Source organism: Pelomonas sp. CA6, from assembly GCF_022549225.1.
Classification (GTDB): domain Bacteria; phylum Pseudomonadota; class Gammaproteobacteria; order Burkholderiales; family Burkholderiaceae_C; genus Roseateles.
In genome coordinates this window covers 401,007-415,494 of sequence record NZ_JAKZFD010000003.1, presented here as the reverse complement: position 1 = coordinate 415,494, position 14,488 = coordinate 401,007, and the positions used below count along the sequence as shown (strand labels likewise).

The following is a 14,488-nucleotide window of genomic DNA, read 5'->3' as shown; positions in this document are numbered from 1 at the left end:
CTAGAGCAGCTTCTGCCCGGTCAACCGCTCATGCTCGCGCAGTGCGAAACGGTCGGTCATGCCAGCAATGTAGTCGGCGCAGGCGCGCGCATGGTCTTCGCCATCGGCAAAATCGGGCGGCAGACGCCCGGGATCATTCAGATAGATCTGGAACAGTTCGCGCAGCACCCGCTCCGCCCGCAGGCGCTTTTCCTGCACCAGCGGATGGCGGTAGAGGTTGGCGAACAGGAAGCGCTTGAGCTCGGTGCTGGCGCGGCGCATTTCGGGACTGAAGGCCACCAAGGGCCCGGCCTGGCGGACCTCGTCGGGCGTTCCCGGCTGTCTGTCGTCCAGCAGGCGACGCGTCGCATCGATGATGTCGTAGACCTGCTGCGACAGCATGCGCCGTATGGTCTCGGCCAGCAGCCGCTTGCCCTGCAAGGCGGGGTACTCCTGCAGGCTCTCGCGCAGAAAACGCTGAACCAGCGGCACCTGCTCCAATTGCTCCAGCGTCACGAGCCCGGAGCGAACGCCGTCGTCGACGTCATGCGCGTTGTAGGCCACCTCGTCGGCGAGATTGCACAACTGGGCTTCCAGGCTGGGCTGTCCGCCGTGAAGGAAACGCGCCGCGATGCCGCCGGGCTCACGCGCCTCGATGCGCTCGGCGTCGTGGCGTCGGCAGTGCTTCAGGATGCCCTCACGGCTCTCGAAGCTCAGGTTGAGCCCGTCGAAGGGGGGGTAGCGCTGCTCCAGCTTGTCCACCACGCGCAGCGACTGCAGGTTGTGCTCGAAGCCGCCATGCGCCTTCATGCAGTCGTCCAGCACATCCTGGCCGGCATGACCGAAGGGTGTGTGGCCCAGGTCGTGAGCCAGCGCGATGGTCTCGATCAGATCCTCGTCCAGGCCCAGGCTGCGCCCGATGGAGCGCCCCAGCTGGGCCACTTCCAGCGAATGGGTGAGGCGGGTGCGGAACAGGTCGCCTTCGTGGTTGAGAAAGACCTGGGTCTTGTAGACCAGGCGCCGGAAGGCGGTGCTGTGGACGATGCGATCGCGGTCGCGCTGGTACTCGGAGCGCGTCGGCGCCGGAGCCTCCGGGTGGCGGCGACCGCGGCTGCGCGCCGGATGGGAGGCATAGGGCGCGCGCATCATCGGTTCAGGCCTTGGATTCGCTGTGCGCCGCCAGGACCTGCGCGACCAGCTCGTCGGGAGCGCCGCGCATCGTGGCCCGGCCCAGCCCGTCGATCAAGACGAAGCGGATCTCGCCGCTCTCGGACTTCTTGTCCACCCGCATCAGCGCCAGATAACGGTCCAGCCCCAGACGAGGCGCGAGCACGGGTAGCCCGGCGCGCGCGACCAGGCGCTGCATGCGGGTCACGAAGTCCGGCGGCATCAGCCCGAGCCGCACCGACAGTTCGGAAGCGAGCACCATGCCGCAACCCACCGCCTCGCCGTGCAGCCATTCGCCGTAGCCCAGGCCGGTCTCGATCGCGTGGCCGAAGGTGTGGCCGAAGTTGAGGATGGCGCGCAGCCCGGACTCACGCTCGTCCTGCCCCACGACCCAGGCCTTGATCTCGCAGCTGCGCTTCACGGCATGGGCCAGCGCCGCCTTGTCGCGCGCCAGCAGGGCATCCAGGTTGGCCTCGATCCAGAGCAGGAAGTCCGGATCGGCGATCGGGCCGTACTTGATCACCTCGGCCAGACCGGCTGACAGTTCGCGCGCCGGCAGACTGTCCAGTGTGTCCAGATCGGCGATCACGCGCGCGGGCTGGTAGAAGGCCCCGATCATGTTCTTGCCGCGCGGGTGGTTGATCGCGGTCTTGCCACCCACTGAGGAATCCACCTGGGCCAGCAAGGTGGTGGGCACCTGCACGAAGGGGACGCCACGCATGTAGATGGCGGCGGCGAAGCCGGTCAGATCGCCGATCACGCCGCCGCCCAGCGCCACCAGCACGGTCTTGCGGTCGGCAGCAGTGGCCAGCAGATGGTCGACGATGCGGTTCAGCGAGTCCCAGTCTTTGTGCTGCTCGCCGTCGGGCAACACCACGGCGTCGACACGTGCGTAATGGGCCCGAAGTTGCTGGCGGCAGCGCTCCAGGTACAGCGGCGCTACGGTTTCGTTCGTGACCACCACCGCCGATGCGCCACGCGGCAAGCCTTGCCAGCTGGCTGGCGCGTCCAGCACACCGGGTGCGATGCGGATGTCGTAGCTGCGGTCGTCCAGCGCGATGTACACGCAGGCCGTGGTGTCGGAACTGGGAATGCTCATGCCTTGAGTGTACGGGGCTGCGGCAGGCAGGCCGCGCCCGCATGGCCGGCACTACACGATCAGTGCTGCGGAGGGCGTGCCGGCGCGTCTTCACGCGCGCCAACGGTGGCGGCGACGCGGGCGGGATCGAGCTGTCCGCCCAACTCCAGCTGCATCAGGATCATGTTGGTCAGTCCCTGGACCGACGGCCGGCCGGTCTCGAGCACAAAGTGGGCGCAGCGCCGGTACAGCGGATCGCGCTGCGCATACAGCTCGCGCAACTTGGCCAAAGGGTTGGCCACCTGCAGCAACGGACGCTGGGTGTCGTGCTTGAGGCGGCGGAACAGCTCGTCGGGCGACGAGCGCAGATAGACCACCGTGGCATGCTTGCGCAGCAAATCGCGGTTGGGCTCGCGCAGCACCGCGCCGCCGCCAGTGGCCAGCACCAGTTCGCCAGGACGCTGCAACAGCGCCGCGAGCGTCTGGCTCTCCAAATCGCGAAAGGCCTCCTCGCCCTTGCGGGCGAAGAAGGCCTTGATGGTTTCGCCTCCCAGCTGCTGCTCGATCTCCGCGTCGCTGTCGACGAAGGGCGCATCGAGCAGGCGCGCCAAGTTACGCCCGACGGTGGACTTGCCACCGCCGGGCATGCCGACGAGCGCCAGCCTCAGGGGCAAGTCGCAGCCATCCGCACGTTGATCGACACCGTGGTGGTCGCGCCGCTGGGCGACTTGAAGCTCACCGAAACCACACCGCTGGTGGCCTTGGTCGGATCGAACGAGAAGAACACCGGCACGCCTGGCGCCTCGGAGGTGTTGGCCACGGTGTAGGTGCCCGTCGACGCGGTCACCGACAGGCCAGTCGTCGGCGTGGATGCGGTCACCACCGTGCCCGCGGCCATCGGATTCAGGCGAATTGGGTTGGCATCGGCCACGATCAGGCTGAACGACCCGGCCACCGCCGGCGACGCGAGACAGACCGTGTCGCCCGAGGAAACCGGCGTGAAGCTGGGCGTCGGAGCCGGGTTACCCGTGGTGCGCAGTTGGATGGGCGTTCCCGTCTTCGTGATGTGGCTCCCCGTGGACAACCACAGCGGGCGACCCATCGAGGTCGACAGCACGGTTTCCACCGCGCGGCGCACGTAGACCTGACCCATGCCGGTCCAGGTGTTGTCGCAGGTGCCGTCCATCGACGGAATGCTGACGTCACGAACCAGCAAGGTGTCGCCCGGCGCAGAGCAAAGCCCGCTGTTGTTCGCCCCGACTGGCACGTACTCGTCCACCGCGCTGTCGAAGACGCCGTCGAAGTTGCGATCCTTGAAGATGTTGCCCAAGTCCTGGAAAGGCTCGCCGGCATCCCAGATGTTGTTGCCGTTCCGGTCGATGAAGGACTCTTCGCCGAGTGCATAAGCCACGATGGTGATGCGGCCGTCCAGCGGACGCGGCTCGGCCGACAGGAAGTTGGACGAGGCTCGCGCCAGCCCGCTGACCAACTGGATCTGCTTGCTGGCTTCGACCTGGCCACCCTCGGTGACGAAGTTGATCGTCGTGCCGGCCGGTACCGGGTTGCCATTTCGGTCGGAAGCGATCACCACGTAGTTGTTGGTCGTTCCGTCGATATTGGCGCCCTCGATGTTGACCGTGGTCTGCGACAGCGAGAAGTTCAGCTGTGAGGGCAGGCCAACGGCCACCGTCAGGTTGCTGGACACGGTCGCGATGTTGGTGCCTTGCAGCTTCGCATGGACACGGATCGGCGTGGGCTGGGTGCCGGAATTGACGCGCACCGACACGCGACCGGCGGCATCGGAGTTCTGCGTGAACGGCGAGGCGGAGGGCGGATTGACCGACTCCACGCCACGGCCTTCCATGGTCACGCCGCCCGCACCGGTCAGCAGGCGCAGCTCGACGACGCGCCCTGGCAGCGGATTGCCGGCGACGTCGCGCACCTCGAAGGTCACCACCGAGGTCTCGGTCAGGCCCGAGCCCTTCAGGTAGATCACCTCCGGCGTGGCCTGCACGAAGGCGAGGCTGGCAGTGGCCGGCGTCGCGATGGGCAGCGTCAGGTTTTGCGAGGACGCGGTGCCATCAATGACCAGCTGCAGTTGGTCGGCCGACTGCAGCGCGCCGCAGCCGTTGTCGCGGTACTGCAGGGTGTAGCTGTTGCTGGTGGTCGTGAAGCTGGCTGGCGACACCGTCGCCTTGCCCTGCGCCACGCAGGACGAGGACACCGACAGCTTCACCGGCGAATCCACGCCGGCACCGGTCAGCGTGACCTGCAGCGGCGTTTGCGCATAGGCGCTCAGCGGCACCGTCGGACCCGGATCCGGATTGCGGACAAAGCTGACGATGGAGACATTGGTCGCCTGGATCTGGAAGCCCTTGGAGGCCTGCAGGTCCACGCCCGCATAGCGCACCGAGGCCACCACCTCGTCGGCACCGGCCGACTGCGTCGTCGTCGGGCTCAGCTGCACCACGGCACGGCCGCTGACATCGGTCAGCGCGGTACCGACGTTGAGCTTGCCGAGGCCGCGCACGGCGGTGAAGCTCACAACGCTACCCGGCACGGGATTGCCGCGCGCATCCAGCAGCGTCGCCGTGACGGTGGCGGGCGAACCAGAGGTGATGGAGTTGACGCTCAGCGCCAGCTGCAACGAGGGCACGCCGGGCGCATTGGCTGCGACCACCTGCACCACCTGCTGGGTGGTGACGGCAATGCCATTCACGGTGGCCGAGGCTGTCAGTTGGTCGGCGCCATTGGTGCTTGCCGACAGCGGAGCCGCGGTGATGGTGGCCACACCGGTCGCATCCGTCCGCGCGGTGGCCGCGTCGAAGGCCAGCAGGCCGTTGTCGGCCTTGAAGGACACCAGCGCGCCGGACACGACGGCTCCGGCCACGTCGCGCACCAGCACGCGCACCTGCGCGGGCTGGGCGACGCTGATCGACGAGTTGGACAGCGTCATCGTCAGCGTGGGCTGCTCGCCAACGATCTGCACGCCGACCTGGGCCACCAGGTCACGCCCCTTGACGGTCGCGGTCGCCTGCAAGGTGTCGGCGCCGGACACACCGCCCTTGCTCGGCGACATCGTCGTGACGGCATCCCCCGAAGCGCTGCTCAGCGCGGTCGTGGCGCTGAGGGCCACATTGCCGGTCGTCGAACTGAACTTGACGGTCACGCCCGGGACCGCGACACCCTTCTCGTCCAGCACCCGCGCTCGCAGCATGACATTGCCGGTGGAGAGCTTCAGCGTGGTGCTGTCGGCCACCAGAGACAGCGTCGGGCTGGCACCGGTCACCGAGAAGGCGATGGTCGAGCTGATCTGAACTCCGCCCACCGTCGCCGACGCACTGAGTTCGTCCGCACCGGTCAGGCCGCTGCTGCCTGCGTCGATCTGCACGCGGGCCACGCCGCTGGCATCGGTCATGGCCGTCGTCGCCGACAGGTTCACCAGGCCGCCGCGCACCGTGCCCACCGTGACCACCACATTGGCCAGCGGCGCGCCCGAGGTCGAGCGCGCAGTGATGAAGGCCGTCGCCGGGATAGCCGGCGTGATCTGGTTGGAGCTCAGGCTGACGGTCAGCGTCGGGCCATTGCCGGACACCGCGGAGTCGACCACATCGACCTTGACGGTCTTGGTGATGGAGCCGCTGGTCACCGTGACGGTCATGGTGCGCTTGCTCTGGTCAGAGCCGATGGTCAATGACGCCGAAACGTTGCCCGTGTCATTGGTGACCTTGCCGCTGGGCGTCAGCACGCCACCGCTGTCCACGCTCATGGACACCGGCACCGCCTTGACCGCGTTGCGCTGGCCGTCGACCGCCGTCACCGTGATCAAGGCCGTTTTCGAGCCATCCACCGGCAGCGCCGAGGTACTCAGCACCACCACGAGGTCTGCTGCCTGCGGCGTGGGCGTCCCATCGCCGCCCCCAAGCACCGGGGCCCCTGCATCACCGCCGCCGCCGCCGCAGGCGACCAGCGCCAGCGGCATCAGCATGGCCAGGCCCGCCCGTCGGGCAGCCGCCAGCAACCACTTCAAAACCGTCATCTTGATACTCCAATGCGCGAGTGACGCGCTCTCCCGTTTCGCGATCAACGCGCGCTGACCCGGTCGCTCACCACCTTGGGCGTGATGAACACCAACAGTTCGGTCTTGTTCGAGATGCGCGCGGTGTTGCGGAACAAATGTCCCACAACCGGCACATCGCCCAGCAAGGGCACCTTGTTGACACTGTCCTGGTCGGTCAGCGTGAAGATGCCCCCGATCACCACCGTGCCACCGTTCTCGACCAGCACCTGGGTACGCACCCGCTTGGTGTTGATCGCCGGACCGAAAGGCGTGGCATCACCGCGGCTGTCCTTGGTCACCAGCACGTCCAGGATCACATTGCCTTCGGGCGTGATCTGCGGCGTGACCTCCAGGCGCATGCTGGCCTTCTTGAAAGAGATCGACGTCGCCCCCGACGAGGAGGCTTGCAGATAGGGAATTTCCTCGCCCTGCTCGATCTCGGCCTTGGTCTGGTCAGCCGTCACGACACGCGGACTCGACACGATCTTGCCGCGCCCATCGGCCTCCAGGGCCGACAACTCCAGGTTAAGGAACCGGTTCGCGGCCGCGCTGAACAGCGACAGCGCAAAGCTCGCCGGATTCACGCCATTGATGCTGTTGGCCGGCAGGTTGACGAACTGCGTGTCGTTGTACTTGAAGTCGTCCTTCTTGAGCTGCAGCGTCTGGCCGCCCACGGCGTTGTAGTTGCCGCCCACGGTGACGTAGTTGCCGCCCCCCACGCCCCAGCCGGGCACACCGCCCTGCAGGCCGCGGAAGTCCGAGGCGCCCAGCTTCACCCCTAGGTTGCGGCCGAACTTGTCGTCGGCTTCGACGATGCGGGCTTCGATCAACACCTGCCGTACGGCAATGTCGAATTTGGCCACCATGGCCTGGATCTCTTCCAGCTTGGACGGGATGTCGGTCACGAAAAGCTGGTTGGTGCGCGGCTCGAAGATCACGCTGCCACGCGGAGACAGGATGCGAGTCGAGTTCGCGCCCGAGGTCCCCCCGGACGAGCTCTGTCCCGTGAGCCCCTTGGCCACTTCCTCGGCCTTGGTGTAGTTGAGCTGGATGGACTGGGTGCGGAGCGGCTCGAGCTGGGCGATCTGGGCCTTGGCCTCCAGGTCCAGCTTCTCCTTGGTGTTCAGTTCGTCCTTGGGCGCGATCCACAGCACATTGCCAGACTTGCGCAGTCCCAGGCCCTTGGCTTGCAGGATGATGTCCAGCGCCTGGTCCCAGGGCACGTCCTTCAAGCGCAGGGTCACGGTACCGGTCACGGTATCGCTGGTCACCACGTTGAAGTTGGTGAAATCGGCGATCACCTGCAGCAGCGCCCGCACTTCGATGTTCTGGAAGTTCAGGCTCAGTTTGTCGCCGGCATAGCCCGGCCCCTGCGTGAGCTTGTTGGGATCCAGCTTCTGCGGACGGACTTCCAGCACGAACTGGTTGTCGCTCTGATAGGCGCTGTGCTCCCAGGCCCCCTTGGGCTCGACGACCAGGCGAACGCGGTCGCCCTGCTGGCTGGCCGTCACGGTATGAACGGGACTGCCGAAGTCGGTCACGTCCATGCGCTTGCGCAGCGCTGGCGGCAGCGTGCTGCGCAGGAATTCAACGACGAGGTACTGGCCCTGCTGCTGGATGTCCACGCCGACCTGGCTGCTGGGCAGGTTGACGACGACACGTCCGGCCCCGTCGGCGCCACGGCGGAAGTCGATGTCCTGCAGCATCGCGGTCGCCGCGTTCTGGCTGGGCGCGAATTGCACGGCCTGGCCGCCGCTGCTTGCCGTGGCGGTCGAGGGCATAGGTGCCGGATCCAGCACCAGCACCAGCGCCTTGTCTTCCAGGGTGGCTCGGTAGCTGGAGGCCTGGCGCAGACTCAGCACCAGGCGCGTGCGATCGCCGGCCTGCGCCACATTGGCCGTGCGCAGATTGCCCTGATTGATCTCGACCGAGTTGCGCCCCATGCCGTTGCCGACATTGGGAAGATCGATCGCGATGCGCGGCGGCGTCTGCACCGTGAAGCCCCGGGGCAATTCGGTCAGTGACTGGGTCAGCTCGACGCGCACGACCTCGGTACCGGCCTGCTGCGTGCTGCTGATGGAGCGGATCAGGTTCTGCGCCATCGCCTGCACCGGCGCCCACACCGCAAGCATCGCGACGCAGGCCAGCGCCCGCCAGTCGGGGCCGCGCACAGCCCTGGCAGCACGTGTACGGGTCATTCGGGCATTCTCCTGTATTGCATTCATCGTCCCGTCTCCTGCAGCTGGAGGGTACTGGTGCGCTCGATCCATTCGCCCGCAGCGTCCTGGACGACTTCCCTCAACGAAATATCGGTTTCGGTGATCTTGGTGATCCGCCCGAAGTTCTGCCCCATGTAGTCGCCGACCTTCACTTGATAAAGCAGGCTGTCCACCTTGAGCAGCGCGTAGCGCGCCTTGCCGCGATACACGCTGCCCACCATGGACATGCTATCGAGCGGATAGGACTCCAAGGGTTCGCGGCGCCGGCTCATCTCGGCGGCCAGCAGCGAACTGGGCTGGGCCGCTTCCTGCTTCAACGCCACCGTGAGCTTCTGCGGACTGAAGGGGTCGACGACTTGAGCCCCGCCATAAGCCTCGGGCAGAAACTTCTTCGGCGGCGACAGCGGTTTGACCGTGGTCCGCGTTTCGCGCCGCTGCTGCTCCATCCATTGCTGCAGCTCGTCGGCATCCGAGCTGCAACCGGGCAGCACCAGCGACAAAGCCGCGAACGCCGCCACCGATGCCAGACGCGTGCTCATGACTTGTTGCCCTTCTTCGCCGCGGCGGCGGCCTTCTTCTGGTCCTCGATCTCGGTCTGGTCCAGATAGCGGTAGGTGCGCGCGGTGGCCTCCATGCTCAATTGCCCGGCCGGCACATCCTTGCCTTGCGCCACGGCCACATTGAGGTCGTGCAAGGTGACGATGCGCGACAAGTTCGACACATCGGCCGTGAAGGCGCCAATATCGTGATAGCGGCCGGAGACACGCACCGAGATCGGCAGTTCCGCGTAGTAGTCCTTGACCGCGACCTGCCCGGGGCGGAACAGCTCGAACTGCAGCCCGCGACCCAAACCAGCCTGGTTGATGTCGGACAGCAACGCGTCCATCTCGGCCTTGCCCGGCAACTGCTTTTCCAGCTGCAGCACGTACTCCTCGACCTGGCGCTTCTGCTTGCGCAGCTCGGGCAGGTTGACGGCCTGGGTCAGCTTGTTGCGGTAGCTTTCCTTGAGCTGCGGTTCCTTGTCATGCTCGGCCTGCAGCGCCGACTGTTCGTCGGACAGCAACAGCAGCCAGCCCAGTACCACGGCAGCCAGCGTCACCGCCACATAGGTCGCGATCTTGGGCGCGGGCGGCCATTGGCCCGGCTCGTTGGGATTGAGGCCGCGGAACTGCTCCGTGACGTCGGCGAACCAGGCGTTGAGGTCCAGCGATTTCAACTTGTCCAGCATCGCGATTCCTCAGCTCTTGCGAATGCCCGAGGCCGGCCGGGCCGGCGCGTCGGCCGCCTCACCGGCCTCGGAGCTCGGCGTCTTGATGGTCAGGCGCAGCGAGAAGTCGAACAGCCGACGCAGATCTCGGGAGTTCGTGGCCACGTTGGCAAGCCGGATCTCGACCAGATCGGGTTTCTCCAGCCAGTCCGAACGCGAGACATTGCGCAGAAATTCCGACACCCGCTCGTTCGTGGCCGCCACGCCGGCCACCGTGACCGAGCGACCGGACTGCTTGATGGAACTGAGGTAGACACCGTCGGGCGTGAAGCGCGCCAGCTCGCTGAGCAGATGGACCGGCGTGTTGCGGTCGGTCTGCAGGTCCTCGACGGCGCGCTGGCGCGCGCGCAACGATTCGATCTCTTCGCGCAGATTGGCGATGTCCTTGATCTGCGCATCGAGCTGGTTGATCTCGTTCTGCAGAAACTGGTTGCGCGAGGCCTGCGCCGCGGTGAGCTGCTGCAAGAGCAGATAGCCCACCGCCGTGATCAGCAGCCCCAGCACGAAGGAGGCGCCGACGGCGGTGAAGAACTGGGCCTTGCGACGCTTGCGCTTTTCTTCGCGATGCGGAAGAAGGTTGATCAGAATCACTGAAAGAACCTCCGCATCGCCAGGCCGCAGGCCGTCAGATAAGCAGGCGCCTCGCGCCTGAGCTTGGCCTCACGGACCGCAGAGCCCAGCGCCATGTTCTCGAACGGGTTGACCACCATGCAGGCGAAACCCGTGAGTTCGGTGACCCGCTCCTTCAGGCCCGGCAGCGTGGCCGTGCCGCCGGCCAGCATCACGTAGTGGACCTTGTGGTGCGGCGTGCTGGTGAAGAAGTACTGCAGCGCCCGGCCGATCTCTTGCGAAAGGCTGTCGACGAACGGATTGAGCACCGAGCTCTCATAGTCCTCGGGCAGGTCGCCATTGAGCTTTTTTTGCTCGGCCTCCTCGAAGGAGAAGCCATACTGACGCGCGATCAGCTGCGTCAGCTGCGCGCCGCCGAAGGCCTGGTCGCGGTCGTAGAGCATTTCCTCGTCACGCAGCACCTTGAGGCTGGTGGTGTCGGCACCGATCTCGAACAATGCCACGAGTGCGTCCTTGCCTTCGCCCGGCAGGTCGGCAATCAAGCGCCCCATCGCCATGCGCGAGGCGTGAGACTCGATGTCCAGGATCATCGGGCGCAGCCCGGCCGCCTCCGCCAGCCCCTGGCGATCCTGCACACGGTCCTTGCGGGAGGCCGCGATCAGCACCTCGACGTCTCCCACCGAGGTGGGGCTGGGGCCGATCACGCAGAAATCCAGGCTGACCTCATCGAGCGAGAAAGGAATGTACTGGTTGGCCTCGGCCTCGACCTGCAGCTCCAGCTCCTCTTCCCGCAGGCCGGCTGGCAGCATGATCTTCTTGGTGATCACCGCCGACTGCGGCATGGCCAGCGCCGCATCACGGGTCTTGGTGCCGCTGCGCGTCACCACGCGCCGCACGGCATCGGCCACTTCGTCGAATTTCTCGATCTGACCGTCGGTGATCCAGCCTTTTTCGAAGGGCTCCGTGGCGAAGCGCTCCAGAACAAACTCGCCATCGGCGTTTTGCCCCAATTCCACCAGCTTGACACTGGAAGAACTGATATCCAAGCCAATCATGGGCGGATGCTTGCGACCCAGGAGTACGTCAAGTAGCCCCATGAAAAAGTCCCCCAACGCGCCGCACCTGCGCGGGTTTGTTAATAAGTTACTTGAATGCTAGCAGCAAAGCCTATGACAGCCCAAGGGAAAGCGGTCACAGCAAGTAACACCACGTTGCGTAACATACACGGCCGGATGTTGCGCTAAAACAGGGAAAAAACGGGCCATTCCCCGCCGCCAAAGGCTTCTGTCGTCCCAACCGTGCCGCCCAGCACCGGGCGACCCCCTTCCTATAATCCGCCGCCACGGCGCCATATTTGCGGCGCGACTTGCAGGCCATGAGCCCCAGTTCAAAGAAATCCTCACCTCGCGCGCAAGCGCCGGAATCCCCCGCCCCTGCCGACCATCCCATGAGCAGGGCCGCCATGCGCGTGCTGGCCTGGCTTCTGGGTCTGGTCGCCGCCGGCACGCTGGCCTTGGCGCTGGTGGTTGGCATGGCGCTGGTCGTCGCGTACCGCAATGTGCCGGACGTTGGCGGTCTCACGGATTACCAACCCAAGCTGCCGATGCGAGTGTTGTCCTCAGACAACGTTCTGCTGGGCGAATACGGTGAGGAGCGGCGCAGCTACCTGCCCATTCAGCAAATCCCCAAGGTGATGCAGGACGCGGTGCTGGCCATCGAGGACGCCCGCTTCTACCAGCACAGCGGCGTGGACTATCTGGGCGTGATCCGAGCCGGCCTGGCCAACGTCAGCGAATCGCGCAGCCAGGGCGCCTCCACCATCACCATGCAGGTGGCGCGCAATTTCTATCTCTCCACGGAGAAGACCTTCACACGCAAGATCTACGAGATCCTGTTGGCGCTGAAGATCGAGACCGCGCTGAGCAAGGAGAAGATCCTCGAGATCTACATGAACCAGATCTTCCTGGGTCACCGCGCTTATGGCTTTGCCGCGGCCTGCGAGGTCTACTTCGGCAAGCCGCTGAAGGACATCACGATCGCCGAGGCGGCGATGCTGGCCGGCCTGCCCAAGGCGCCATCGGCCTACAACCCGATCAACAATCCGCGCCGCGCCACGGTGCGCCAGCAGTACATCGTCGACCGCATGCTGGAGATGGGGTTCATCACGCCCGAGCAGCATGTCGAGGCCAAGGCACAGAAACTGCGCATACGCCCCGCCCAGCCCACGGCCAGCCATGCGGAATTCGTCGCCGAGACGGCGCGCCAGCTGATCTACACGCAGTATGGCGACGAGGCCTACACGCGCGGCCTGAACGTCTACCTGAGCCTGGATTCGCAGGAGCAGGAGCGCGCCTACCGCGCACTGCGGCGTGGCATCCTGGACTATGAGCGGCGCCAGGTCTACCGCGGCCCCGAGGCCTTCGTGGACCTGCCGGCCGATCCCAAGGATCTGGATGTACGCATCGCCGAGGCCCTGGCCGACCATCCGGCCAATGACGAGCTGCTCGCGGCCGTCGTGCTGGAGGCCGACCCCAAGAAGGTGGTGGTGGCCTTGCAGACCGGCGAGAACCTCAGCATCACCGGCGAGGGTCTCAAGCCGGTCACCTCGGGACTGTCGGACAAGGGCAATCCCAAGACGCGCATCCGGCGCGGCTCGGTGGTCCGCGTGGTCAAGACGAGTGGCCCGAAGGGAGACTGGAGCATCACCCAGTTGCCCGAGGTGGAGGGCGCGCTGGTATCGCTGGATCCGCGCGATGGCCGCATCCGTGCACTGGTTGGCGGCTTCGACTACGCCAAGAACAAGTTCAACCATGTGACCCAAGCATGGCGACAGCCGGGTTCGGCCTTCAAGCCTTTCATCTATTCCGCCGCCCTGGAGAAGGGCTTCACGCCCAGCACGGTGGTCAATGACGGTCCGCTGTTCTTCGACGCCGGCACCACCGGCAGCCAGCCCTGGGAGCCGAAGAACTACGACGGCACCTTCGAAGGCCCGATGCCGTTGCGCCGCGCGCTGGCGCGCTCCAAGAACATGGTCTCCATCCGCGTGCTGCAGGCCGTCGGCGCCAAGGAGGGGCAGCAGTGGATCGCACGCTTCGGCTTCGAGGCCGAGAAGCACCCCCCCTATCTCACCATGGCCTTGGGCGCGGGCTCGGTCACGCCCATGCAAATGGCCCAGGCCTATGGCGTGTTTGCCAACGGCGGGCACCTGGTCCCCAGCCAGTTGGTCATGCGCCTGACCGATCACCAGGGGCGCTTGCTCTACGAAGCTAAGCCGGTGAATTTGGCAGGCACGCCACAGGTGATCGAGCCGCGCAACGCCTACTTGATGAGCAGTCTGCTGCAGGAGGTCACACGCAGCGGCACGGCGGCCCGCGCCCAGGGCACACTCAAGCGCCCCGACCTGTATGGCAAGACCGGCACCACCAACGACTCGATGGACGCCTGGTTCGCCGGTTACCAGCCCGAGGCGGTGGCCGTGGTCTGGATCGGCTATGACCAGCCGCGCAAGCTGGGCTCGCGCGAGACCGGCGGTGGGCTGGCGCTACCGGTCTGGATCGAATACATGGGCTATGTGCTGCGCAATGTGCAGGTCGCCGAGATCCAACCGCCCGAAGGCGTGGTGCAGATCAACGGCGAGTGGTACTACGACGAATACAGCGGCAGCCAGGGCGTGCGCGAACTGAGCAATGACGATCAGCGCGTCCCGCACAAGGTCACGGACGACGAGCGCAAGAGCATCCTCGACCTGTTCAAGCGCTGAAGCGCAGCGGCTTGCCGCATTGGAAGCTGGCCTCGGCGGACAGCTTGTCAAAGAACTCGCCGCCGTCCTTGGTGTCCAGCCAGCGCCCCTGCACATAGCGGAAATGGAAGCCGCCCCGGCGCGAGGCCAGCCAGAGCTCATGCAACGGCGGCTGCGTGTTGATCACCAGCTTGCTGCGATCCGGGCACTCCAACTCCAGCAGCCCGCCGGTCCGATGTTGATCGATGTCGATCAGATCCTGCTCCAGCCATGCATCCACCTGCGCCTCGATGCGCGACAGGATCTGCGCGGTCTGGGTGTCGTACTCGGCGTCGGTCAGCGGGGTGGCAGCGGCGGTCATGGGCGGGAACTCGATAGACTTCGAGCTTATGAGTGAGTCCAAGCCCCG

Annotated in this window: 11 protein-coding genes; 1 reads left to right on the top strand and 10 read right to left on the bottom strand. The window is 65.9% G+C overall.

Annotated elements, in window-relative coordinates; genetic code table 11:
• Genes LZ017_RS07860 through LZ017_RS07820 form a run of 9 tightly spaced genes read right to left on the bottom strand, consistent with a single transcriptional unit; the run spans nt 1 to nt 11,437 of the window.
• Nucleotides 1–1,128 carry a deoxyguanosinetriphosphate triphosphohydrolase gene (locus LZ017_RS07860; protein WP_241396046.1) on the bottom strand — a complete coding sequence of 376 codons (1,128 nt, stop codon included), beginning with the start codon at nt 1,126–1,128 and terminating at the stop codon, nt 1–3.
• A gap of 4 nt (nt 1,129–1,132) precedes the next feature.
• Nucleotides 1,133–2,245, bottom strand: coding sequence for a 3-dehydroquinate synthase (gene aroB / locus LZ017_RS07855; RefSeq protein WP_241396045.1), 1,113 nt, complete (start codon nt 2,243–2,245; stop codon nt 1,133–1,135).
• 59 nt (nt 2,246–2,304) lie between these two features.
• Nucleotides 2,305–2,898: a shikimate kinase gene (locus tag LZ017_RS07850; protein ID WP_241396044.1), complete on the bottom strand. Its 594-nt coding sequence runs from the start codon at nt 2,896–2,898 to the stop codon at nt 2,305–2,307.
• A complete protein-coding gene (locus tag LZ017_RS07845; RefSeq protein WP_241396043.1) occupies nt 2,889–6,263 on the bottom strand; it encodes an Ig-like domain-containing protein in 3,375 nt (1,124 codons plus the stop codon). Before LZ017_RS07845 ends, LZ017_RS07850 begins: the two co-directional genes overlap by 10 nt.
• A 44-nt stretch (nt 6,264–6,307) precedes the next feature.
• Nucleotides 6,308–8,482 (bottom strand): type IV pilus secretin PilQ, encoded by a 2,175-nt coding sequence (gene pilQ, locus LZ017_RS07840; RefSeq protein ID WP_241396042.1) that lies wholly within the window; start codon nt 8,480–8,482, stop codon nt 6,308–6,310.
• Between the two features lie 23 nt (nt 8,483–8,505).
• Nucleotides 8,506–9,042 carry a pilus assembly protein PilP gene (locus LZ017_RS07835; RefSeq protein ID WP_241396041.1) on the bottom strand — a complete coding sequence of 179 codons (537 nt, stop codon included), beginning with the start codon at nt 9,040–9,042 and terminating at the stop codon, nt 8,506–8,508.
• A complete protein-coding gene (locus LZ017_RS07830) occupies nt 9,039–9,731 on the bottom strand; it encodes a type 4a pilus biogenesis protein PilO (protein WP_241396040.1) in 693 nt (230 codons plus the stop codon). Before LZ017_RS07830 ends, LZ017_RS07835 begins: the two co-directional genes overlap by 4 nt.
• 9 nt (nt 9,732–9,740) lie before the next feature.
• Nucleotides 9,741–10,361 (bottom strand): PilN domain-containing protein, encoded by a 621-nt coding sequence (locus tag LZ017_RS07825; RefSeq protein ID WP_241396039.1) that lies wholly within the window; start codon nt 10,359–10,361, stop codon nt 9,741–9,743.
• A complete protein-coding gene (locus tag LZ017_RS07820) occupies nt 10,358–11,437 on the bottom strand; it encodes a pilus assembly protein PilM (protein ID WP_241396106.1) in 1,080 nt (359 codons plus the stop codon). Before LZ017_RS07820 ends, LZ017_RS07825 begins: the two co-directional genes overlap by 4 nt.
• Nucleotides 11,438–11,715: 278 nt before the next feature.
• On the opposite strand from LZ017_RS07820, the gene LZ017_RS07815 reads away from it, so the two are divergent.
• Entirely contained in the window at nt 11,716–14,100 is a 2,385-nt protein-coding gene (locus tag LZ017_RS07815; RefSeq protein WP_374109893.1) for a penicillin-binding protein 1A, read from the top strand.
• Here the strand turns inward: LZ017_RS07815 and cyaY are convergent.
• On the bottom strand, nt 14,090–14,440 hold the full coding sequence (cyaY, locus tag LZ017_RS07810) for an iron donor protein CyaY (RefSeq protein WP_241396037.1): 351 nt from the start codon (nt 14,438–14,440) through the stop codon (nt 14,090–14,092). The two genes, LZ017_RS07815 and cyaY, sit on opposite strands and share 11 nt — an antisense overlap.
• Nucleotides 14,441–14,488: the final 48 nt, after the last annotated feature.